Here is a 24,354-nt window from a genome sequence, read left to right as displayed (position 1 = left end):
TTTTGTTTATGAAAACAAATAAAAGTCTATACTATTAAGATATAGATATTGTAGACAAAGTCATAAAATTCGTCACTGATTTTCAAATTTGGGAAATATGAAGAAACAATCGAAAATTATTGATATGAGGGGAGATTATATGAAGATAGATCAATTAATGAAAGGGCTAAAGATTACTAAAATTACAGGAAAAAAAGATATACAAGTAATAGGAATTGCCTATGATTCAAGAAAAGTAAAAGAAGGTTATGCTTTTGTAGCGATTGCAGGATTTAAAACAGATGGGCATGAGTATATTGATCAAGCCGTAAAAAATGGAGCAAAAGTAGTGATTGTTCAAAAGCATATTGATTTTATAGAAGGGGTTACTATCATTCAAGTAGAAAACAGTAGAAAAGTATTAGCCTATATTTCATCTCATTTTTATTATGATCCTATCAAAACTATGAATCTTATTGGAGTGACAGGAACAAATGGAAAAACTACGATTACTCATTTAATCAAAAGTATATTACAAAAAAACCATGTAGCTACAGGATTGATAGGAACCATTGCTCATGAAATTTTAGATAAAAAATATAAGGCAAATAACACAACACCTGAATCCTTAGATTTACATAAGCTTTTTAAAGAGATGGTAGACAAAGAAGTAAATACTTGTGTGATGGAAGTATCTTCTCATTCTCTTGATTTAGATAGAGTAGCAGGGATACCTTATAAGATAGGAGTATTCACAAATTTAACACCAGATCATATGGATTTTCATGAAACTATAGAAAATTATAAAAAAGCTAAGACAAAACTGTTTTATCAAACTACCAAGGCAAATATAATCAATATAGATGATCCATATGGGAAAGAAATTGCACAAGAAGTCAATCGTTTAGATACAAAGCTTATTACTTATGGGATTTATGATCAAGCAGATATTTATGCAAAAGACATAGAAACTTCCTCTAAAGGAACAACCTTTACTTTGATGACACCTCAATTTAGTGGGAAAATTTCTATTCAAACTCCTGGAATGTTTTCTGTATATAATGCTTTGGCTGCTATGGGAGTATGTTATGTTTTAGGATATAGTTTTGAAGAAATAAAAATAGGGATAGAATCAGTAAAGGTACCAGGAAGATTTGAAACAGTTCCTGATACAAAAGAACATAACATTATTGTAGATTATTCTCATACTCCTGATGCATTAAAAAACGCACTACATACCATAAAAGATTTTGTAGAGGGAAGAATTATTACTGTTTTTGGATGTGGAGGAGACAGAGATAAAACAAAAAGACCTATGATGGGAGAAGTTGCTGGAAAAATTTCTGATTACTGTGTGATAACAAGTGATAATCCTAGATCAGAAGATCCAGATAAAATTATGAAAGATATTGAAGTAGGAATAAAAAGGACATCATGTAAATATAAAATGATAGAAGATAGAAAAGAAGCAATTAAGGAAGCTATTAAAATGAGTAAACCTGAAGATGTGATTTTAATAGCAGGGAAGGGTCATGAAACTTATCAAATTCTTAAGGATAAAATTATTGATTTTGATGATAAAGCAGTAGCTTCTGAAATACTTAGGGAGGAAAAGTAATATGAAATTAACCATAAAAGAGATTATAGATGCTACGAAAGGAAAACTTTTACAAGGAGAGATACAACAACAAATCCAAGGGATCTGTATAGACTCAAGGAAAATCAAAAAAGATGAACTATTTATTCCTTTAATGGGAGAAAATTTTAATGGACATGATTTTATAAAAGATGCAATAAAAAAAGGGGCTTGTGCAGTACTAATTAGTGAAGAAAATTTTGAAAAAAATGATAATTTATCTGTGATCAAAGTAACAGATACTTTAAAAGCACTTCATGATCTTACGCGATATTATGTATCTAAATTTTCTATTCCCATTATAGGAGTAACAGGTAGTACTGGAAAAACATCTACAAAAGATATGATCTATAGTGTCTTATCTAAGAAATATAAAGTTTTAAAAAATAAGGGAAATTTTAATAATCACATTGGACTTCCTTTGACTGTTTTTGAGTTGGCAAAAGAGCATGAGATAGCTATTTTTGAGATGGGAATGAGTGCATTAGGTGAAATAGACTTACTTGCAAGTTTAGTCAATCCTCATGTAGGGATTATTACTAATATAGGTCTTTCTCATATAGAACATTTAAAAACACAAGAGAATATTATGAAGGCGAAGATGGAGATTACTAATTATTTTAGGGAGGATCAAGTGCTTATTGTCAATGGAGATGATGATCTTTTAAAGATATTAAAGAAAAAGAAAACGGATTACAAGAAATATTTTATAGGAAAAAAAGAAGGGTGCGATTATAGAGTAAGCAACATACAAGATTTAGGGGAAAAAGGAATATCTTTTGATTTGATTTTTAACAATAAAGAGTATTCTTTCTTTTTAAAAGTACCTGGAATTCATAATGTATACAATGCTTTGTGTGCCATTGCTGTTGGAATTTTGTTTAAAGTAGATATGAATTTGATACAGGAAGGGATTAGAGAATTTGAAGGAAGTAATATGCGCCTTAATATTTTTACTACTAAAGAAGAAATAAAAGTCATCAATGATGCATACAATGCAAGTCCAGATTCTATGAAAGCAGCTATATGTGTGCTAAGTAAAATGAAATGCAAAAGAAAAATTGCTGTTTTAGGAACGATGCTAGAAATGGGAGAATACGCTCAAATTGGACATTATCATGTAGGAAGTGATGTAGCCAAAGCTAATATAGATTATTTGATTGCTGTAGGAAATCAAGGAGAGCATATTGTTATAGGGGCTACAGAAAATAGATTTAAGAAAGATAGGACTTATATATGTAAAAATAATCAAGAAGCTATTGAAGTATTAAAAAAATTATTAGATAAAGATGATGCAGTACTAATTAAAGGTTCAAGGGGAATACATATGGAAGAGATCGTAGAATATATACAAGAGAGGAGTTAAATAGACGATGCAGTATAAACAACTTATTATTACAATTATCACATCTTTCCTTATTACATTAATTTTAGGGCCTCTAGTAATACCCATATTACAAAGATTAAAGGTAGGACAAAGTATAAGAGATGAAGGACCAAAATCCCATCTGAAAAAGTCTGGAACTCCTACTATGGGTGGTTTAATCATGATTGCTGCTATTTTTATTACGACGTTGACTTCAGGAAATGAAAATAAAGACTTATATGTAGTTTTGTTTGCTACTATTTCATTTGGATTAATAGGATTTATAGACGATTTTATAAAAGTTGTTTTAAAAAGAAATTTAGGACTTAAAGCATATCAAAAGTTAATTGGTCAAATTATTGTTGCAATTATTATAGCGATTTATCAATCTTATGTATCTGTATCGGGAACCAAAATTTTAGTTCCTTTTATAAATGAGTATGTAGATCTTGGGATTATATATGTTCCTTTTATTGCTACAGTGGTAGTAGCAACAGCCAATAGTGTAAACCTTACAGATGGTTTAGATGGATTGGCATCAGGAGTTACGTTAATTGTTTCTTCTTTTTTTAGCTTGGTAGCTATGAATTTGGGTTTTACTAGTATTGGTGTATTTTGTGGAGCACTTACAGGAGCTTGTTTAGGGTTTTTAAAATTCAATGCTCATCCTGCAAAAGTATTTATGGGGGACACAGGATCTATGGCATTAGGTGGGGCCATTGCAACTGTAGCAATTTTGATGAATTTAACTTTAATTATTCCTGTTGTAGGAGGAATTTATTTTGTAGAAGCCTTATCTGTTATTTTACAAGTAACTTCTTTTAAACTTACAGGAAAAAGAATATTTAAAATGAGTCCTCTTCATCATCATTTCGAATTGATGGGATGGAAAGAAACAAAAGTTGTAGCAGTATTTTGGTCTGTAACTTTGTTGTTATGTATTTTAGGTTTATTTGGTTTAAACTAAATGATGTTAAAATAAGAAAGCAGGTGTAGATTATGGAACTTAAAGACAAAAAGGTTTTAGTAGTAGGACTTGGAATTTCTGGAATTTCTACAGTTAATACATTAATAGATTTAGGGTCAAAGGTAACTGTAAATGATCAAAAAACAAAAGAAGAGTTAAAAGAAATTACAAAAGAGTTAACAAAAGATAAAGTAGATTTTATTTTAGGAAAGGATCCAGAGAACATGGGAATATTTGATTTAGTTGTTTTAAGTCCAGGAGTTCCTACAGATCTTTCTTTTATTCAAAAGGCTAAGGAATTAGGAATTACTATTATTGGAGAATTAGAGCTGGCATATACACTATGTAAGGGGCAATTTATTGCTATTACAGGTACCAATGGAAAAACGACTACAACTTCTTTAGTAGGAGAAATTTTTGAAAATGCAAAAAAAGAAACTTACGTGGTAGGAAATATTGGTGTAGCTGCTGTATCTAAAGCACAAAATGCTAGTAAAGAAGCTTTTATGATTACAGAAGTAAGTAGTTTTCAACTAGAGAGTATTATAGAGTTTACTCCTAAAATTGCAGCAATTCTTAATGTTACACCAGACCATTTAAATAGACATAAGACAATAGATAATTATGTAAAAGCAAAAGCTAATATATTCAAAAATCAAACAAAAGACCATATTCTGATTTTAAATAAAGATAATCCTGTGACATATAATATAAAGGATCTAGCAAAATCACAAGTAATTCCTTTTAGTAGAAAAGTTACATTGGAAAAAGGTGCTTTTGTAGTAGATGAGTATATTGTTGTCAAAGAAGAAAATAAGGCATATGAAAAGATTTGTAAAGTAGATGATCTGAAAATTCCAGGAAAACACAATTTGGAAAACGCCTTAGCAGCTATAGCCATTGCTCACTTTGCAGGAATTGATCATAAAGTCATTGCAGATACAGTAAAGAACTTTATGGGCGTAGAACATAGAATAGAATTTGTAGAGGAAATCAATAAAGTGAAATTTTTCAATGATTCGAAAGGAACAAATCCAGATGCATCTATAAGAGCTATAGAAGCTATGAAAAATCCTATTGTTTTGATTGCAGGAGGAATGGATAAAGGGACTGCTTTTACAGAATTTATTCAAAGTTTTGACAATAAAGTAAAACATATGATTATTTTTGGAGAAACAGCAGAAAAAATTAGAAAAACAGCAGCAGAAAATAATTTTTTAGAATGTAGTATTGTAAAAAATCTAGAAGAAGCAGTTTTGTTATCATCAAAGATTGCAAAAGAAGGAGATTGTGTCTTACTGTCACCTGCTTGTGCAAGTTGGGATATGTATCCAAGTTATGAAGTAAGAGGAAAACATTTTAAAGAGAGAGTAAAAAAATTAAGGGGGTAATAAATAGTGCCCAAAAAAAAGACCAGTGATTTTACCCTTATGCTTACAGTATTAGTGTTAGTAGTAGTAGGTATAGTAATGGTTTTTAGTTCAAGTCATTATTATGCTTTATCTAAGATGAATGATTCATATCATTTTTTAAAAAGAGAATTGATGTGGGCGGGACTAGGGCTTGTAGGTATGTTTTTTACTATGAATTTTGATTATTGGAAATATAAAAAGATAGCGCCGTATGCTTATATAGTAAGCTTAGTTTTACTAATATTAGTGTTAACACCTCTAGGGAAGGAATTTAATGGAGCCAAAAGATGGTTAGGAGTAGGAAGCTTTACCATCATGCCTGGAGAGGTTGCAAAAATTTGTGGAATTTTATTTACAGCATCTTATCTTTCAAGAAAGCCTGAAAAAATTAAGGATTTTTTTAAAGGGGTAATTCCTTGTCTTATGATTATAGGAATATACTTTGCTTTGATTATTCTACAGCCTAATATGAGTACTGCACTAACGATTAGTTTGATTATATCAACTATGATGTTTGTAACAGGAATGAGATGGTTTCATGTTGGAATGATGGGATTTGGAGGAATAGGATTAATTATTGTAATGATTTTATTAGAACCTTATCGTATGAGGAGGTTAACAGGATTTTTAGACCCTTTTGCAGATCCTCAAGGAACAGGATATCAAGTGATCCAGTCTTTGTATGCATTAGGATCAGGAGGTTTGTTTGGGGTAGGTCTTGGAAAAAGTATTCAAAAATATCTTTATATTCCTGAGCCTCAAAATGATTTTATATTTGCTATTATAGGAGAAGAACTAGGCTTTATAGGATGTGTTGTCATAATTATTTTATTTCTTTTATTGATTTGGAGAGGGGTAAAAATTGCTATTAATGCACCAGATTTATTTGGGTGCTTGATTGCAACAGGCATTACAGCTATGGTTGCAGTACAAGTAATTATTAATATTGCAGTTGCAACTTCTTCTATGCCTGTTACAGGAATTCCACTACCCTTTATTAGTTGGGGAGGAAATTCATTGGCTATATTTATGGCAGCTATAGGAATATTATTAAATATTTCTAGGTATTCACATTTAGATAGGAGTTGAAGCAATGAAAGTATTAATTTCAGGTGGAGGTACAGGAGGACATATCTATCCTGCCATTGCAATTGCCAATAAAATAAAAGAAGAAATTAAAGGGGTAGAAATATTATTTGTAGGTACACAAAAAGGATTAGAAAGTGATTTGGTTCCTAAGGCTGGTTATTCATTAAAAACTATTACTGTAAGTGGTTTTAAAAGAAAGATATCTTTAGATACAGCAAAATCTGTAAGAGATTTATTTATAGGAATTAAAGATGCTATAAAAATTATTAAAGATTTCAAGCCAGATTTAGTAATTGGAACAGGTGGATATGTATGTGGACCAGTTGTATTTATTGCTTCTATACTAAACATTAAAACTGTAATACATGAACAAAATGTAATTCCAGGAATGACAAATAAAATATTAAGTAAATTTGTAAGTAAGATTTTTGCTAGTTTTGAAGAGTCCAAACACTATTTTAATAATAATGAAAAAATTGTAATAACTGGAAATCCTGTAAGAAAAGATTTTATTCATATTCACAAAAGTAAGTGTCGTAACTCTTTAGATATAAAAGAAGATCAATTTGTGGTTATGGCAGTTGGAGGAAGTAGAGGCGCAGAAAAAATTAATGATACCATGATAGAAGTGTTAAAAAACTTCAATGGAAATAAAAATATTACTATCATTCATGTAACAGGAAGTAGACATTATGAAAAGACCATTCATAAGCTAAAAGAGAATGGTTTAAAAATTGAAAATAATATTGTAATTAAAGAATATGTTTATGATATGTCAAAATTTATGGGCGTGAGTGATTTAATTATTAGTAGAGCAGGAGCTATTGCATTAGCAGAAATTGCAGCGATGGGGCTTCCTTCTATTTTGATACCATCTCCATATGTAACAAACAATCATCAAGAATATAATGCCAAAGCAATACAAAAAAATGGAGCGGCTATATTGCTTTCTGAAAAAACATTACAACCAAAAGAAATTATAAATTTAATAGATAATTTATCTCAGGATGATATAAAATTAAAAGAGATGGCTTATAAAAGTAAATTATTAGCAAAACCAAACGCAACAGATTTGATTTATGATAATATTTTACAATTAATAGAATCTTAAAGGATTTTTTGACTTTCTACGGGAACACCTTTGAGAATTATGCATAAAATGATTAATATATTATTGATTATTTATGTATAAAAGGAATGATTGCCTTAAAGGATATATCTCGGAGGTGAAGTTTGTGAGTAGTTTTTTGATAGAAGGGGGAAATCCACTAAAGGGGACAATAAGAATTGGAGGAGCTAAAAATGCAGTTCTTCCAATTTTAGCCGCTACTGTAATGAATGGAGGAGAAAGCACATTATTTGATTGTCCTAATTTAAGTGATGTTCATTCTATGATTGAAATTTTAAGGTCTATAGGGTGTAGAGTACATTTTAATCAATATACTTTAACAGTTGATTCAAGTACTTTATCTTCTTATGAAATCCCAGAACATTTAGTAAGAGAAATGAGGTCGTCCATATTTTTAATGGGACCTATGTTGGCTAGATGTGGCAAAATAAAAATTAGTTATCCAGGCGGTTGCGAAATAGGTCCTAGACCTATAGATCTTCACTTAAAGGCTTTAAGGGAATTAGGAGTAAAAATTACAGAAGCCCATGGTTTTTTAGAATGTGAAGTTATAAGCTTAGAAGGAAAAGAAATTCATCTAGATTATCCAAGTGTAGGTGCTACTGAAAACGCTATGCTCATTGCAGTTATGGCAAAAGGAATTACCAAAATACGAAATGCAGCAAAAGAACCAGAAATAATAGATTTACAGGATTATTTAAATAAAATGGGAGCCAAAGTAGTAGGCGCAGGTACTAGTGAAATTATTATTGAAGGAGTAAAGAAACTTCATAATGTAGAGCATCAAATTATTCCTGATAGAATTGTAGCAGGAACTATAGTTACAGCAGTAGCCATTACAGGAGGAGAAGCTGTCTTAGATAATGTAATAGCAGACCATTTAGGACCGATTATTTCAAAAGTAAAAGAAGCAGGATGCTTAGTTCTTCAAAAAGATAGAAGTTTAAAAATAAAAATGATACACAGACCCAAAGCAATAGAGATGACCAAAACATTACCTTATCCAGGTTTTCCAACGGATATGCAGGCCCAGTTTATGGCTTTTATGACGATTGCACATGGAACGAGTATTATTACAGAGACAGTTTTTGAAAATAGATATAAGCAGGTAGATGAGTTGATTAGAATGGGAGCAAATATAAAGATTGATGGTAGAGTAGCAGTGATTCAAGGAGTCAACAAGCTTACAGGTGCAAAAGTATATGCAAAGGATTTAAGAGGAGGAGCCGCTTTAGTGATGGCAGGTCTAGCTGCAGAAGGATTTACAACTGTTGAAAATATTAAACATATAGATAGAGGATATGAAAATTTAGATTATATGCTTAAGACTTTAGGAGCAAATATTCATAGAATTGACTAAGAGGTGGCTTTTTCGCCTCTTAAACAAGAAAAAAAGTAGGACAAACTTGTAGTAAGGGAGGGACAGATGAAAAAATTTATGTTAGAAAAAAAAGTTCATCAAAGTAATAAGAAGTTATTTTCTTTAATTTTATTATTAATGGGAATTGTTGCTTTTATTGTTATTTTTAAAACAGATGTATTTACAATCAAAGATGTAGAAGTGATAGGAAACAAACAAATTTCAGAAAATGCAATCATTTCAAAATCAGCTATTACCATAGGCAATCATATGTTAAAAGAAAAATTAGAAAATGTAAAGATAAATTTGTATAAAGATCCATATATTAAAACAGTTCAAATAGAGAGAAAGTTTCCAAATAAAATTTTGATTCATATTACAGAAAGAAAAGAAGAAGCTGTTATTCCATTTATGAACGAATATCTAATTATTGATGAAGATGGGATGGTTTTAAGATCATCATCACAAATGGAAAATTTAAAAGTAATAAAAGGGCTGACTTTTTCGAATTTTATGGCAGGATCTATATTAAAAGTAAAAGATAAGAATCAGTTTAAAGAATCTCTTGAAATTGTAAGAGGTTTGAATAGATATAATGTTACGATTCAGGAACTTGATATTAGCAATAAAAAGGATATTAAAATTAAGATTACAAATGATTTGATTTGTAAAATAGGAAAAGGAGATGATTTGGATTATAGATTACAAGCATTAAATGAAATATTAAAAGATTTAAACAAAAGACAAATTACAAGAGGGGTGGTGGATATTAGTCATGAAGGCTATCCAACCTATAGGCCTGTAGAATAGGAGGAAGTAGTATGAAAAAAGTAAAAGCACAATTGGCTATTGGAGGGATATGCATTATATTAGGACTGGTTATAACCCTTCAATTCAGAACTGTACAAAATAATATTTTAGGAGGAATAGCTTCAGGGCAAAAGGCTCAAGAATTAGCTGTAGAGTTAAAAAAAGCAAGAGAAGAAAAAGATGCTTTGATAGGAGAAGTAAATTCATTAGAAGCTAAATTAAAAGAAATTGAAGAAGCAGAATCTAAAGAAGATGTTTTGGTAAAAAGTATAAGTGCGGAGTTAGAGAAATACAAAATATTTTCAGGACTTAGACAAGTCAAAGGTCCAGGAGTAGTCATAGTAATAGACGATCCACCTGCGGATCCTGAGTTTCCATCAAATACAAGTGTTATTATGTATAATTTTGATCTTTTATTAAGCTTAATTAATAGGCTCAATGATGCAGGTGCAGAAGCTATATCTATAAATGGACAAAGGATCGTATCTAGAACAGAAATTAGTCTTGCAGGAAATAATGTAAATATTAATTCTGTACCTACAGCTCCTCCTTTTGAAATTAAAGCTATTGGAAATGCTGAGACATTAGAATCTGCACTAAATATCCGATTTGGAATTGTAGAGCAAATGAAAAGTGATAACTATAATCTTTTAGTATCTGTAAAAAAGAAAGATGAGATTGTAATTCCTAGATACAATGAAGTGATAAAATTTAGATATGCTAAGCCTGTTGAAGATATGGAACAATAATTGAGGTGAACTCATGAAGCATAATATGTGGAGAATCAATATTTTAATGTTTTGTATATTATTAGGGGTAATTATTGCAATGCAGCTTAAAAATGTTCAAGGGCATTATCAATATGTTCCTTTAAAAGTGATTCATGATTATAAGTTATCTATTGAGAGCCAAAATAAAGAAGTAGAAAAATTAAAAGAAATGCTAAAAGATCGAAAAAAAATCATTTATGAATATGAAAGAACTAAAGAAGAAGGTGGTAAATTTAAAGAAACAATGACAAAAGAATTAGAAGAACAAAAACTTATTGGAGGTTTTACAGCTGTAGAAGGACCAGGTATTGTTTTAACTTTAGATGATAGCACTAGAGAATTGTATGAAGGAGAAGAGGCTGTAGATTTATTGGTACATGATATATATGTTTTAAATATTGTCAATGAATTAAAGGTTGCAGGTGCAGAGGCTATATCTATAAATGGACAAAGATTACTTTCTATGAGTGAAATGATTTGTGCAGGACATACGATAAGAATTAACAATCAAGTATTTGCCCAACCTTTTATCATAAAAGCTATTGGAGATCCTAAAAAGTTAGAAGCAGCTATGTTAGCACCAGAAAGTACGGCTCAATATATAAAAGAAATTTATGGTTTGTATGTAGAAGTGAATACAGGTATTAATATAAAAATACCTAAATTTTTTGAAGAAATAACTTTTAAATATTTAAAAGTTCTAGAAGAAGGTGAGTAAATTGATCATTGCAATTATAGGTTTGATTATAGGAATATCTGTAGGATGGTATCTTCCAGTTACGTATCCTACATCCTATTCTCTATATATGTCTGTAGCAATACTAGCTGCACTAGATTCAGTATTTGGAGGAATTAGAGCATATATGGAAGAAAAATTTAATACGACTATATTTGTATCAGGTTTTTTTGGAAATGCTATTTTAGCTGGATGTTTGGCATATACTGGAGATCGATTAGGGGTTCCATTGTATTACGCAGCTATATTTACATTTGGAGGAAGATTATTCCAAAATTTTGCAGTTATCAGAAGATTATTTATTGAAAAAATAGGACAAAAATAAACTTTTTATTTTAAAAAAAAAAGGATATTTTACAATTACGTTGAATTTAATTATATGGATGAGATGTTATGACTTTATGAAGTTTGGAAGTAAGAGGATGGATAGAAGTAGCATAGAATCCTTAATACATAAAAGTAAAGAAAACGTAATTTAGTTAGGCTAGTTGAATATTTTCATAGCTGTATGAAGGAGGTAAACTTATGTTAGAATTCGACGTAGATATGGAACAATTTGCACAAATTAAGGTAATAGGTGTTGGAGGCGGTGGAAATAACGCAGTCAATCGAATGATAGAATCTCAGCTTAAAGGGGTGCAATTTGTTGCTATTAATACGGATAAGCAAGCTTTATTTACATCCAAAGCTGAGTATAAAATACAAATAGGAGACAAACTCACAAAAGGACTAGGGGCTGGTGCAAACCCTGAAATAGGAAGAAAAGCTGCTGAAGAAAGTAGAGAAGACATTTGTCAAGCATTACAAGGAGCAGATATGGTATTTGTTACTGCTGGAATGGGTGGAGGAACTGGAACAGGAGCAGCACCTATAGTAGCACAAATTGCAAAGGAAATGGGGATTTTGACAGTAGGCGTGGTAACAAAACCATTTACATTTGAAGGAAAAAGAAGACTTCAACATGCTGAACTTGGGATTGAACAATTAAAAGACAAAGTTGATACTTTGGTAACGATTCCAAATGATAGACTTTTGCAGGTAGCAGAAAAGAAAACTTCTATTATGGATGCGTTTAAGATTGCGGATGATGTCTTAAAACAAGGTGTACAAGGTATATCTGATTTGATTGCTGTTCCTGGACTTGTAAACTTAGACTTTGCTGATGTAAAGACGATTATGTTTGAACAAGGGCTTGCTCATATGGGAGTAGGAAAAGTAAGTGGAGATAATAGAGCAGCAGAAGCAGCAAAACAAGCAATACAAAGTCCACTTCTTGAAACTTCTATTGAAGGAGCAAAAGGAGTACTTCTAAATATTACCGGAGGACAAAATTTAGGATTGTTTGAAGTTAATGAAGCAGCTGAATTAGTAGCACAAGCAGCAGATCCAGAAGCAAATATTATTTTTGGTGCTGTCATTGATGAAAATTTAAAAGACGAATTGATTATTACAGTTATTGCTACAGGATTTGAGAGCAAAAAAACAATTAGTAAAAAAGTTATAGAAAAGCAAGATGATCCACTTAAGCAAAATGAACAAGTCGTGGAAAAAGAGACAGAGGAAAATCCAATTTCAGATGATTTAGATATTCCAACCTTCTTAAGAAGAAGAAGATAAAGATCGTTTAGTTTACTAAACGATCTTTTTTCAATATAAATTAGTTCTTTTTCGACTTCAGAGAATGACAAAGTTTGAATCAAAAATTATATATAATAGTCATAAGGAAAAGGACAATTGAATATTTGTGTAACAAGTAGATTATCTCCTTATTGGAGGCGTGTATATGTTTGAAGTTTATGGAGAATATTTATTTATTGAAAATTTATTAATGAATTGGATGATTCTTCACTTGACAGGATACTTTAGTAAATATAATACAAAAAAAATCAAACTTTGGATTGGAGCTTCTGTGGGTGCATGCTATGCTTTTGTAATTTTTTTTCCATCATTAAGTTTTTTATATTCTTTTTTGATGAAATTTATTATTTCTATATTTATTATTATTGTTACATTTACACCCTATAAATTTAAAGATTTTGCAAAGCTTTTGGGTATTTTTTATTTGATTTCTTTTATGTTTGGAGGAGCAGCATTTGCGTTGTTTTATCTTACAGATTTTCATGGAATGGTTAGCAATGGTATTTTTTATATGGGAAATTTCACAATGAAGCTTTTAATCTATTCTGGAATTATTGCATACATATTGATAAAGTTTTGCTTAGAATATATTCAAGTAAGAATCTCAAGGGATGAACTATATATTCCTATTTATATTGAAGTAGAAAATCATAGTAGCAAATTAAACGCATTATTAGATACAGGAAATTCTTTATTTGATCCATTATCTAAATGTCCTGTGATTATTGTAGAATATACAGCCATTAAAGATTTATTTCCTATAGATATACAAGATGTGTTTTCTAAGGGAGAGAGTGGAAATTTAAATTTGATCCCTCAGATGATGGAAAGCTCTAAATGGAGTCATCGATTTAGAATAATTCCATTTAAGTCTTTAGGACAAGAAAATGGAATGCTGATGGGATTTAAACCTGATCAAGTTAAAATGCAAGATGAAAAAAATTTAAAATGTATCAAAAATATTATTATAGGTGTATATACAAAGAAGCTGTCTCAGGATGGAGAGTATGAGGCCTTATTACATCCAGATTTATTAAAGTAAGCCGATGGATTTAAAAGGGAGGAGTTACAGTGATTAGTGTTATCCAAAAAATAAAACAATTCTTCAGAGAATTTATTGCAAAAATACTTAAAAAATTAAAATGGATAGATGAAGAAAGTATATTTTATATAGGAGGCAGTGAAGCATTGCCTCCTCCATTAACTCCTGATGAAGAATTAAATTTAATGGATGGATTAGAGCAAGATAATGGTGAGATAAGAAGTATATTAATAGAAAGAAATTTAAGATTGGTAGTATATATTGCAAGGAAATTTGAAAATACTGGAATAGGAGTGGAAGACCTTATTTCCATAGGGACTATAGGTCTCATTAAAGCTGTAAATACTTTTGATCCTAAGAAAAAAATTAAATTAGCTACTTATGCATCAAGATGTATTGAAAATGAAATTTTAATGTATTTAAGAAGAAATAATAAAGCAAAATCAGAAATATCATTTGATGAACCACTGAATATTGATTGGGATGGAAATGAATTATTGCTTTCAGATATATTAGGAACGGAAAATGATTTGATTTATAAGTTTTTAGAAGAAGAGGTAGATAAAGAATTATTAGGAATTGCATTAAAGAAGTTGTCTAAAAGAGAAAAGAAAATTATGGAACTTAGATTTGGTTTAAATAATGGAGAAGAAAAAACGCAAAAAGAAGTTGCAGACTTATTAGGAATTTCCCAATCATACATATCAAGGTTAGAAAAGCGGATTATTACAAGGTTAAGAAAAGAAATTAAGAGATTAACATAAAGAAGTCAGAAGACTTCTTTTTTTGTCATAAAACGGCAAGTATAAAGAAAAAGCAATGAGGCAATAATTTCTATTGTAAGGGGGCAATAATCCATAGAAATGGAGGCATTGTCATGCATATTAATAAAGTAGAAATTTGTGGAGTAAATACAGCAAAATTACCAGTTTTAACAAATGCACAAATGAAAAAACTATTTGAAAGAATTTATCAAGGAGACTTAACAGCGAGAGAGGAGTTCATAAGAGGAAATTTAAGATTGGTTTTAAGTGTGATTCAAAGATTTAACAATAGAGGAGAGCATGTTGATGATTTGTTTCAAGTAGGATGCATTGGTTTGATTAAAGCCATAGATAACTTTGATTTAAGTCATAATGTAAAGTTTTCTACATATGCTGTGCCTATGATCATAGGAGAAATCAGAAGATATTTAAGAGATAATAATTCTATACGTGTAAGTAGATCTTTAAGAGATACAGCCTATAAAGCACTTCAAGTAAGAGATCAATTAATCAGTAAAAATTCAAAAGAACCTACTGTATCAGATATAGCAAAGGAATTAGATATTCCAAGAGAAGAAGTTGTCTTTGCACTAGATGCCATACAAGACCCTATATCTTTGTTTGAACCAATTTATCATGATAGTGGAGATGCTATATTTGTAATGGATCAAGTAAGTGATGAAAAAAGTGAAGATGAAACATGGCTAGAGAGCATTGCGCTAAAAGATGCCTTAAGAAAATTAACAGGAAGAGAAAAACATATACTAACCTTAAGATTTTTTGAAGGAAGAACTCAAATGGAGGTGGCAGATGAAATAGGGATATCTCAAGCTCAAGTATCTAGACTTGAAAAAACAGCTCTAAAACATATGCGTAAATACGTCTAAAAACAAAAGCATTTTTATGCTTTTGTTTTTTAGTGGTCATATATTTTAAGGCAAGCTTATATAATGATATAAAGGAAATATGAATAAAAGTGGGTGAGAAAATGATTAGTACTTATGATTTAAGAGAAAAAGAAATTATAAACATAACAGATGGAAGAAGATTAGGATATGTATCAGATATAGAAGTAAACTTAGAAAAAGGAAGAATAGAGGCTCTTGTATTACCAGGGCCAGGAAAAATACTAAATTTTTTTGGTAAAGAAAATGATTATTTGATTACATGGAGTGAAATAAAAAAAATTGGAGTAGATGTTATATTGGTTGCATTAAAAGATGAAATCATCATAAAAGAGGAGGAAGATGGAAAAAATGAGTAGACATCCCCTAGTGGGCATATTATAATTGGGATAACAGTAGATAATCAAGTTTCCAGTTGTATAGGGGGGATACAGATGAATTGTCCATTTTGTGAATATTTTGATACAAAAGTAGTTGATTCAAGACCTACAGAGGAAGGACAAGCAATTCGTAGAAGAAGAGAATGTGGAAAGTGTAAAAAGAGATTTACAACTTATGAAAAAATAGAAGAGATTCCACTAATTATTATAAAAAAAGATGGAAATCGAGAAGCGTATAATAGAAATAAAATATTAAATGGAATCATAAGAGCTTGTGAAAAAAGACCTGTTCCAATGAAAGATATTGAAATTATGGCAGATGATATAGAAAAAAACTTGCATAATACAATGGATAAGGAGATAAGGAGTACATATATAGGAGAGCAGGTTATGAATCATCTGAAGGATTTAGATGAGGTAGCTTATGTAAGATTTGCTTCTGTATATAGACAATTCAAAGATATTAATACATTTATGGAAGAATTAAGAAAAATGCTGAATGAAAAATAAAGCAGATAGCAAGTTGAAATTTAACTTGCTATTATTTTGTATAGAATAAAGAAGGAGGAAGGATATGTATAATTTTATAGAAAATAAAAATACAGATGGAGTAGTTTTTTTTACCATTCCTAGTTTTGAAAAAACGAAGCTTGTCAAACATGGATTTAGTAGCAAAATAGGAGGAGTTAGCAAAGGAAGCTATGAAAGCTTAAATTTAGGATTTAAAACAAATGATTTAAAAGAAAATGTAGAAAACAATTATAAAAAAATAACTAAGGCTTTAGATCTTTCTATACAAAATTTAGTTTTTTCAGATCAAGTTCATAAAGATCATATCAAAATTGTTACAAAAAAAGATTGTGGAAAGGGAATCATAAAAGAGAGTGATATAAAAGAGATCGATGCACTCATTACCAATGAAAAAAATGTAGCTTTGACAACTGTTTTTGCCGATTGTGTACCTATTTTTCTATTAGATCCTGTAAAGAAAGTTATTGCTTTAGCTCATGCAGGTTGGAGAGGCACTGCTCTTAAAATTGCTAAAAAAACTGTTGAAAAAATGATACAAGTCTATCAAACAAATCCAAAGGACTGTTTAGCAGCCATAGGACCATCTATTGGACGGTGCTGTTATGAAGTAGATGAAGGGGTCATAAAAGAATTTAACAAAGAGTTTACAAATGTTGATGAATTTGTATTTTCTAAGGGTAATGGGAAATATATGTTAGATTTATGGAAAGCAAATCAAAGCACTTTAAAGGAGATAGGACTTTTGGAAAGAAATATAACTATAAGTAATATATGCAGCATGTGTAATAGTGAAATATTTTTCTCTTATCGAAAAGATGAAGGGATAACTGGAAGAATGGCTGCTATCATAGAATTAGAATGATGACGAAAAGGAGAGGTAAAATGCATAAAAGAAAAGTTTTGGTAGTAGATGACGAACAGCATATCATAGAGCTTATTCAATTCAATTTAGAACAAAATGGATTTTATGTAATTACTAGTGAAAATGGAGAAGATGCCATAAAAATTGCACAAAAGGAAATTCCAGATTTGATTTTATTAGATTTAATGCTTCCCGGAATAGATGGTTTTGAAGCTTGCAAACAAATTAGAAATCATGAACAAACTAGTAAAATTCCTATTATTATGCTTACAGCAAAAGGAGAAGAAACAGACAAAGTTTTAGGTCTAGAATTAGGTGCAGATGATTATCTTACAAAACCTTTTAGTGTTCGTGAATTAATTGCCAGAATGAAAGCTGTTTTAAGAAGATTTGAAGAGCCTTCAAAAGAAACTCTTCAAGTTATTAAATTCCATGATCTTTTAATGGATACACAAAAACATGAGGTCATCAAAAATGGAAAACAAGTAGAGTTAACTTTAAAAGAATTTGAACTATTAAAAATATTAGCCCAAAATAGAGGAAAGGTTTTATCAAGAAATTATTTATTAGATGAGGTATGGGGATATGATTATTTTGGGGAAACTAGGACAGTAGATGTTCATATTAGACATTTAAGAAAAAAAATAGAAGATAATGATAAATATCCTATTTATATAGAAACTATAAGAGGAATAGGATATAAAATGAAATAGGTGAAAAAATGCAGAAAAAAATTTTTGCAACTTATATGGTATTAATCTTTTTAGGAATTATTTTAACAGGAGCATTGAGTTTAAATTTTATTAAAACAGGTTATATAGATCATATCGAAAACAAACTAATAACAAATGCAAATTTAATTAATTGTTTTATAGAAGAAAAAATTGAAAATAAAAAATTGAATTCGATAGAATTTTATGATTTTGCATACAAATATTCAAAAGAAATCAATGCAAGAGTGACTTTCATTGATCAAAATGGAAATGTTATAGCCGATTCAAAAGTAAACCCAAAAGATATAGATCATATAGAAAATCACTTATATAGACCAGAGGTCAAAAGTGCACTGAAGGGAAAGATAGGAAAAAGTGAAAGAAAAAGCATTACTACAAATATAGATTATTTATATATTGCAATTCCTATTATGGTCAAAAATGATATATATGGAGTGACAAGACTTGCACTTCCCCTTATAGAAATAAGTGAGTTAAACAGTAAATTATTACAAAGTACATTCATTGCTGCCTTTTGTGGCTTTTTAGTAACCATTATATTAGGATATAGATTTGTAAATAAAGTTACGAAACCTATTGAAGAAATTACAAAGAGTGCAAAAAAAATAGCAAATGGACATTTTGAACATAAGGTTTATATAAAAAGCAATGATGAAATAGGAATTTTAGCAGATACATTTAATATTATGGTACAAAAGATCAATCATACGATATCAGAGATCAGAGATAAAAATACAAAACTTCAATCTACATTAGGAAGCATGAATGAGGGATTGTTTGCAATTGATAAAAATTATAATATTATACTTATGAATTCTGTTGCAATGAAGCTTTTTCATATTGAAGATGAGAATGTTTATGGTAAGCATATATTAGAAGTTATTAGAAACAATAAGCTTCATGACATATTAAAAAATATTTTAGACAATAATTTGATTGGAACCAAGGAAATTAGCATAGAATATCCAGATCCTAAGATCTTGAAAATTTATACTAATTTTATTCGATTAGATATGGATCCTACAAGAATTATTGGAGTAATGGCGCTGATTCAAGATGTAACAGATATGAGAAGACTTGAAAATATGCGTTCTGAATTTGTTGCAAATGTATCTCATGAATTAAAAACACCGCTTACTTCTATTAGTGGATTTATAGAAACTCTAAAAGAAGGTGCTATGGATAATGAGAAGGTACGAAATCGTTTTTTAGATATTATTGACATTGAGACAGAGAGACTTAAAAGATTGATTGATGATTTGCTCACTCTATCTTCTATTGAGAATCACAAGATTTCAGTCAAAAGAGATCCTATTTGTATCCATGAAATGTTTCAAGAAACTTATGTAATGATGAAAGGATTAGCGGATCAAAAAGAAATTGATTACACTACAGAAATAAAGCTAGATTTACCTATCATTTATGGAGATCCTGATTGGTTTAAACAAATGATTTTAAATTTAATAGAAAATGCAATTAAATATACAAGTCAAAAAGGGAGTGTCAAAGTTTTTGCATACGAAAAATACGATAATATTTTTATGGTAATAAAGGATACTGGGATTGGAATACCTAAAGAACATATTCCAAGATTATTTGAAAGGTTTTATAGAGTAGACAAAGCAAGATCCAGAAAGGTAGGAGGAACTGGATTAGGACTTGCAATTGTAAAACATATTGTTCTATCTTTTGATGGTGAAATAAAAGTCAATAGTAAATTAGGAAAAGGTTCAGAGTTTACTGTAAGAATTCCTATTGGAGAGAAAACAAATTAGTTTTCTTTTTTTTTACAATTATTTAACAATTTCTTTATTTTCCCTTAACAATAGAAGAATATACTGAGTATGTAAAGTTTGAAAGACAAGTGGAATACAAACTTTAAATTTTATAAAAATGGGGGAAAGTAAAATGAAAAAAATATTATTTTTTATAATGGTACTTATTTTAGGGATGGGAATATTGTCTGCATGTGGACAAAAGGAGGAACCAAAAGATAAAGAATCACAATCAAAGATATCAGGTAAAATTGTTATAGCAGGATCTACATCTATACAACCATTATCAGAAGAGTTAGCAAATGTATTTAAGGAACAATATCCAGAAATATCTATTGAAATACAAGGTGGAGGATCAAGTGTAGGAGTTAAATCTGCAAATGATTCTATTGCAGATATTGGAGCTAGCTCAAGAGAATTAAAAGAAGATGAAAAACAGTTAGGATTAAAGGTTTATACAATAGCTAAAGATGGTATTGCTGTTATAGTAAATCCATCTAATGAAGTACAAGATGTGACATTAGAACAAATCAAAAAAATCTTTACAGGAGAAATTAACAACTGGAAAGAAATTGGTGGAAAAGATCAAAAAATTACAGTTGTAAGTAGAGAAGAAGGGTCAGGAACAAGAGGAGCATTTGTTGAAATTACAGGAGTAGAGGCAAAGGATGAAAAAGGAGGAAAAATAGATAAAACTACTAAGGAAGCACTAGTACAACCATCTACAGGAGCAGTCAAACAAACTGTTGTAAATACACCAAATGCTATTGGATATATTTCTATGGGAGCAAAAGATGAAACAGTAAAATCTTTAAAAGTTGAAGGGATAGACGCTACAGAGGAAAACGCAAAGATAGGATCTTATAAGATATCTAGACCGTTTCATTATTTAACAAAAGAAAAAGAATCAAAAATAATAAAATTATTCATAGATTTTGTAATGAATGACGGACAGGATATTGTAAAAGAAGAATTTATATCAATTAAATAATGATAAACTAAAAATACAAAAGATGGAGGAATCCATCTTTTGTGTTTAATCCATAGATAAAGTCATAAAAACATCACCGATTTTCAAATCCATCTTTTATATTTTATTGTGAATTAACATGAAATTAACAAAAAGTTAATGGTTTCATAAAGAAGTAAATAGAAATTCTATATAAAATGAAAATAAGAGATTTGATAGTGGGAGGAAAGAAAATGAAAAAATATGAAAAATGGATAGAAATCTTTTTGTTTATTTGTGCTACTGTAGCAACTTTGTCAGTTTTTTTAATTACTTTTTTTATTTTTAAAGAAGGAGTTCCTATTTTAAAAAGTTATGGAGTATTCTCCTTTATATTTGGAACAAATTGGAGTCCAACAAATGGAGAGTATGGAGCATTTCCTATGATTATAGGGTCTATAGGTGTTACACTAGGAGCATTGATGATTGGAATTCCAGCAGGAATTACTTGTGCAGTATTTTTAGCAGAAATTGCACCAAAATCTATGGTAAAGATTTTTAGACCAGCTATTGAATTATTAGCAGGTATTCCATCTGTTGTATATGGATTGTTTGGACTTTCTATAGTAGTACCTTTTATCAGAATATATATCTTGCCTATCATACAAAAGTTTCATCCTAATGCATACACATCTGGATATAGTATTTTAGCAGGTGCTATGATATTAGCTATTATGATTTTACCAACTATTGTAAGTATTTCAGAAAATGCAATAAGATCAGTACCTAGTGAATATAAAGAAGGTTCTCTAGCTTTAGGGGCAACCCATGTTAAAACCATTACAAGAGTTGTTCTTCCAGCAGCTAAATCAGGAATTATAGCATCTGTAGTTTTAGGAATGGGCAGAGCTGTTGGAGAGACTATGGCAGTTATATTAATTACTGGAAATATGCCAAAAGTTCCAGGAGGAATACTAGATTCAGTATCTACATTGACAGGAACTATTGCTATGGAAATGGGATATGCAACACCTACTCATCAAAAGGCTTTGTTTGCTACAGGAATTATTTTGTTTGTATTTATTATGTTTTTAAATATGACAGCAACTTTTACCATGAAGAGGATGGGGGAGAAATAAAATATGGTAGAAAATACAAAAATTTATACATCGAATATATTGTTTAAAAAACAGAAAGTAAACATGAAAGAAAAAATTGCATTCATATTGATTTATGCAGTAGCTTTTCTTACAATTGTAGCTTTATTATCTATTATTGGTTATGTCCTTATAAATGGAGTAAAATATTTAAATGTTGAATTTTTTATTCAAGAACCAAAGAGTATGGGAAGAGAGGGAGGAATTTTTTCGATTATTATAGGAAGTATTTATTTAACATTCGTCTCTATTGGAATTGCAACACCTATAGGCGTTTGTGCAGCGATTTATCTTACAGAATATGCAAAAGAAAATAAGCTTGTGAAATTAATTAGATTTGGAACGGAAATATTAGCAGGAATTCCATCTATTATATTTGGATTATTTGGATTTGTATTCTTTGTTATTTTATTAGGATTTAGATGGTCTATTTTATCAGGAGGATTGACTTTAGCTATGATGATTTTACCAACTATTATTAGAAGTACAGAAGAAGCAATTAAAATGGTTCCTACGTCTTTTAGAGAGGGGAGCTTAGCGCTAGGGGCTACAAAATGGCAGACTATAATAAAAATAGTTATTCCGAGTAGTATATCAGGAATTGTAACAGGAATTATTTTAGGAATTGGAAGAGCTATAGGAGAAACAGCAGCAGTAATACTTACAGCAGGAAGTTCATTAGGAGTTCCTTCTTCTATACTAGATCCTACAAGAACTATGTCTGTGCATGTATATTTATTAGCATCAGAAGGATTATCTAAAGAAAAAACTTTTGCTACAGCTTCTGTACTCATCATATTAGTATTATGTATTAATTTTTTATCCAACGTAGTTGGAAATCAGTTTATGAAAAATACAAAAGTTTCATAGAAGGGAGATTCATTATGAGTAATACAAAAATACGTGTGAAAGATCTACAACTTTATTATGGAGAATTTCATGCACTTATGGATATTAATATAGATATTATTGAAAATAAAGTTACAGCATTAATAGGACCTTCAGGTTGTGGAAAATCAACTTTTTTAAGAACGTTAAATAGGATGAATGATTTGATAGATCATGTAAAAATTAAAGGAAATATTTTAATAGATGGAATAGATATTTATGATATTGCATGTGATTTAACTCATTTAAGAAAAAGAGTAGGAATGGTTTTTCAAAAGCCTAATCCTTTTTCAAAAACAATTTATGAAAATATTTCATATGGACCTAGAATTCATGGAATTAAGGAAAAATCAAAATTAGATGAAATCGTAGAAAAAAGTTTAAAGAAAGCGGCTCTTTGGGATGAAGTAAAGAATAGATTAAATAAACCTGCTTTAGGATTATCAGGAGGACAGCAACAAAGACTTTGTATTGCAAGATGTTTAGCTGTAGAACCTGATGTTATTTTAATGGATGAACCTACTTCTGCATTAGATCCTATTTCTACTTTAAAGGTTGAAAATCTATTAGAAGAATTAAAAAGAGAGTATACCATAGTAATTGTTACTCATAATATGCAGCAGGCAGGAAGAGTATCAGATTATACATCCTTTTTCTTAAATGGAGAAATTATAGAGAAAGATCTTACAAAAAATATATTTTCAAAGCCAAGAGATAAAAGAACACAAGATTATATTACTGGAAGATTTGGTTAAAAAGGAGGATGTATAGATGAAAAGATTACAATTATCTAAAGAACTTACAAAACTTCATAATGATTTACTAAAATTAGGAAGTATGGTAGAAGAATCTATTTTATATAGTATTAAATCATTGAAAAATCAAGATTGTGCTCTTGCTCAACATGTAATTGATTTTGATAAAAATATTAATAATTTAGAAGAAGAGATAGAAGACAAATGTATAAAATTAATTGCAACTCAACAACCTATGGCAATTGATTTAAGAGAGATTTGTTCTATATTAAGACTCATTGCAGATTTAGAAAGGATGGCAGATCATGCTAGAGACATTGCCAAAATTACTATTAAATTATCAAGCGAAAAATATATCAAGCCCCTTATTGATATTCCTAGAATGGCAGATTTAGCTACTCATATGGTAAAAAAAGCATTAGATGCTTTTGTAAAAAAAGATATTGAGTTGGCTAGATACACTTGGACTTTAGATGAAACCGTAGATGCAATTTATAAGCAAGTGTATAGAGAACTATTAACTTATATGATAGAAGATTCTAAAAAAATTACTCAATCTACCTACTTTTTATTTATTTGTTCTCATATAGAAAGAATTGCAGACTATGCAAAAAATGTATGTGAAAAGGTAGTGTATATTCAAATAGGGAATTATAATATGAAAGATTTAGATAAGTAAAAGAATAATATTATAATTATTTTTGAAAAAATTCGATTTGT

At 29.7% G+C, this 24,354-nt stretch carries 25 protein-coding genes; all 25 read left to right on the top strand.

The genetic code is table 11. The features are described from left to right. Nucleotides 1–139: 139 nt before the first annotated feature. Nucleotides 140–1,597, top strand: coding sequence for a UDP-N-acetylmuramoyl-L-alanyl-D-glutamate--2,6-diaminopimelate ligase (locus EK368_RS03455; RefSeq protein ID WP_129596445.1), 1,458 nt, complete (start codon nucleotides 140–142; stop codon nucleotides 1,595–1,597). Nucleotide 1,598: 1 nt separating this feature from the next. Next, on the top strand, nucleotides 1,599–2,981 hold the full coding sequence (locus EK368_RS03450) for a UDP-N-acetylmuramoyl-tripeptide--D-alanyl-D-alanine ligase (protein ID WP_129596444.1): 1,383 nt from the start codon (nucleotides 1,599–1,601) through the stop codon (nucleotides 2,979–2,981). Nucleotides 2,982–2,988: 7 nt separating this feature from the next. Next, a complete protein-coding gene (mraY, locus tag EK368_RS03445) occupies nucleotides 2,989–3,948 on the top strand; it encodes a phospho-N-acetylmuramoyl-pentapeptide-transferase (RefSeq protein ID WP_129596442.1) in 960 nt (319 codons plus the stop codon). A gap of 32 nt (nucleotides 3,949–3,980) precedes the next feature. Continuing rightward, nucleotides 3,981–5,339, top strand: coding sequence for a UDP-N-acetylmuramoyl-L-alanine--D-glutamate ligase (gene murD / locus EK368_RS03440; protein WP_129596440.1), 1,359 nt, complete (start codon nucleotides 3,981–3,983; stop codon nucleotides 5,337–5,339). 6 nt (nucleotides 5,340–5,345) lie between these two features. Further along, nucleotides 5,346–6,449 carry a stage V sporulation protein E gene (gene spoVE / locus EK368_RS03435; protein WP_423243533.1) on the top strand — a complete coding sequence of 368 codons (1,104 nt, stop codon included), beginning with the start codon at nucleotides 5,346–5,348 and terminating at the stop codon, nucleotides 6,447–6,449. 4 nt (nucleotides 6,450–6,453) lie between these two features. Next, nucleotides 6,454–7,560 carry an undecaprenyldiphospho-muramoylpentapeptide beta-N-acetylglucosaminyltransferase gene (murG, locus tag EK368_RS03430; protein ID WP_129596436.1) on the top strand — a complete coding sequence of 369 codons (1,107 nt, stop codon included), beginning with the start codon at nucleotides 6,454–6,456 and terminating at the stop codon, nucleotides 7,558–7,560. A gap of 124 nt (nucleotides 7,561–7,684) precedes the next feature. Beyond that, nucleotides 7,685–8,938, top strand: coding sequence for a UDP-N-acetylglucosamine 1-carboxyvinyltransferase (gene murA / locus EK368_RS03425; protein ID WP_202976416.1), 1,254 nt, complete (start codon nucleotides 7,685–7,687; stop codon nucleotides 8,936–8,938). Nucleotides 8,939–9,004: 66 nt separating this feature from the next. Beyond that, nucleotides 9,005–9,748 carry a cell division protein FtsQ/DivIB gene (locus EK368_RS03420; protein WP_129596432.1) on the top strand — a complete coding sequence of 248 codons (744 nt, stop codon included), beginning with the start codon at nucleotides 9,005–9,007 and terminating at the stop codon, nucleotides 9,746–9,748. An 11-nt stretch (nucleotides 9,749–9,759) separates the two neighbouring features. After that, complete coding sequence (locus tag EK368_RS03415; RefSeq protein ID WP_129596430.1) at nucleotides 9,760–10,497, top strand: DUF881 domain-containing protein; 738 nt, start codon at nucleotides 9,760–9,762, stop codon at nucleotides 10,495–10,497. Between the two features lie 13 nt (nucleotides 10,498–10,510). Beyond that, nucleotides 10,511–11,236: a DUF881 domain-containing protein gene (locus EK368_RS03410; protein ID WP_129596428.1), complete on the top strand. Its 726-nt coding sequence runs from the start codon at nucleotides 10,511–10,513 to the stop codon at nucleotides 11,234–11,236. A gap of 4 nt (nucleotides 11,237–11,240) precedes the next feature. Beyond that, nucleotides 11,241–11,579, top strand: coding sequence for a small basic family protein (locus tag EK368_RS03405; RefSeq protein ID WP_279222255.1), 339 nt, complete (start codon nucleotides 11,241–11,243; stop codon nucleotides 11,577–11,579). Nucleotides 11,580–11,779: 200 nt separating this feature from the next. Then, entirely contained in the window at nucleotides 11,780–12,871 is a 1,092-nt protein-coding gene (gene ftsZ, locus EK368_RS03400; RefSeq protein ID WP_129596424.1) for a cell division protein FtsZ, read from the top strand. A 166-nt stretch (nucleotides 12,872–13,037) separates the two neighbouring features. Beyond that, nucleotides 13,038–13,934 (top strand): sigma-E processing peptidase SpoIIGA, encoded by an 897-nt coding sequence (spoIIGA, locus tag EK368_RS03395; protein WP_129596423.1) that lies wholly within the window; start codon nucleotides 13,038–13,040, stop codon nucleotides 13,932–13,934. Between the two features lie 32 nt (nucleotides 13,935–13,966). Beyond that, nucleotides 13,967–14,698 carry an RNA polymerase sporulation sigma factor SigE gene (gene sigE / locus EK368_RS03390; protein ID WP_341472769.1) on the top strand — a complete coding sequence of 244 codons (732 nt, stop codon included), beginning with the start codon at nucleotides 13,967–13,969 and terminating at the stop codon, nucleotides 14,696–14,698. Between the two features lie 113 nt (nucleotides 14,699–14,811). Continuing rightward, nucleotides 14,812–15,585 (top strand): RNA polymerase sporulation sigma factor SigG, encoded by a 774-nt coding sequence (gene sigG, locus EK368_RS03385; RefSeq protein WP_053956904.1) that lies wholly within the window; start codon nucleotides 14,812–14,814, stop codon nucleotides 15,583–15,585. A gap of 101 nt (nucleotides 15,586–15,686) precedes the next feature. Further along, nucleotides 15,687–15,962 carry a YlmC/YmxH family sporulation protein gene (locus tag EK368_RS03380; RefSeq protein ID WP_129596421.1) on the top strand — a complete coding sequence of 92 codons (276 nt, stop codon included), beginning with the start codon at nucleotides 15,687–15,689 and terminating at the stop codon, nucleotides 15,960–15,962. 75 nt (nucleotides 15,963–16,037) lie between these two features. Then, nucleotides 16,038–16,493: a transcriptional regulator NrdR gene (gene nrdR / locus EK368_RS03375; protein ID WP_129596419.1), complete on the top strand. Its 456-nt coding sequence runs from the start codon at nucleotides 16,038–16,040 to the stop codon at nucleotides 16,491–16,493. Between the two features lie 64 nt (nucleotides 16,494–16,557). Continuing rightward, complete coding sequence (gene pgeF, locus EK368_RS03370; protein ID WP_129596417.1) at nucleotides 16,558–17,376, top strand: peptidoglycan editing factor PgeF; 819 nt, start codon at nucleotides 16,558–16,560, stop codon at nucleotides 17,374–17,376. A 20-nt stretch (nucleotides 17,377–17,396) separates the two neighbouring features. Next, nucleotides 17,397–18,089, top strand: a complete 693-nt coding sequence (locus tag EK368_RS03365) for a response regulator transcription factor (RefSeq protein ID WP_129596415.1) — start codon at nucleotides 17,397–17,399, stop codon at nucleotides 18,087–18,089. A gap of 8 nt (nucleotides 18,090–18,097) precedes the next feature. Next, nucleotides 18,098–19,885 carry a two-component system histidine kinase PnpS gene (gene pnpS / locus EK368_RS03360; RefSeq protein WP_129596412.1) on the top strand — a complete coding sequence of 596 codons (1,788 nt, stop codon included), beginning with the start codon at nucleotides 18,098–18,100 and terminating at the stop codon, nucleotides 19,883–19,885. A 133-nt stretch (nucleotides 19,886–20,018) separates the two neighbouring features. Next, nucleotides 20,019–20,876, top strand: a complete 858-nt coding sequence (locus EK368_RS03355) for a phosphate ABC transporter substrate-binding protein (RefSeq protein ID WP_202976414.1) — start codon at nucleotides 20,019–20,021, stop codon at nucleotides 20,874–20,876. A gap of 212 nt (nucleotides 20,877–21,088) precedes the next feature. Next, nucleotides 21,089–21,973 (top strand): phosphate ABC transporter permease subunit PstC, encoded by an 885-nt coding sequence (gene pstC, locus EK368_RS03350; protein WP_129596409.1) that lies wholly within the window; start codon nucleotides 21,089–21,091, stop codon nucleotides 21,971–21,973. A gap of 63 nt (nucleotides 21,974–22,036) precedes the next feature. After that, entirely contained in the window at nucleotides 22,037–22,861 is an 825-nt protein-coding gene (pstA, locus tag EK368_RS03345; protein ID WP_129596551.1) for a phosphate ABC transporter permease PstA, read from the top strand. 14 nt (nucleotides 22,862–22,875) lie between these two features. After that, nucleotides 22,876–23,634, top strand: coding sequence for a phosphate ABC transporter ATP-binding protein PstB (pstB, locus tag EK368_RS03340; RefSeq protein ID WP_129596407.1), 759 nt, complete (start codon nucleotides 22,876–22,878; stop codon nucleotides 23,632–23,634). Nucleotides 23,635–23,650: 16 nt separating this feature from the next. Then, nucleotides 23,651–24,313, top strand: coding sequence for a phosphate signaling complex protein PhoU (phoU, locus tag EK368_RS03335; protein ID WP_129596405.1), 663 nt, complete (start codon nucleotides 23,651–23,653; stop codon nucleotides 24,311–24,313). The last annotated feature ends 41 nt before the right edge of the window (nucleotides 24,314–24,354 follow it).

The organism is Anaerophilus nitritigenes (genome assembly GCF_004138215.1).
In the GTDB taxonomy this organism is placed as follows: Bacteria; Bacillota; Clostridia; order Peptostreptococcales; family Thermotaleaceae; genus Anaerophilus; species Anaerophilus nitritogenes.
The sequence above is the reverse complement of the archived record's forward strand: the minus strand, read 5'-3'. Positions and strand labels throughout refer to the sequence as shown.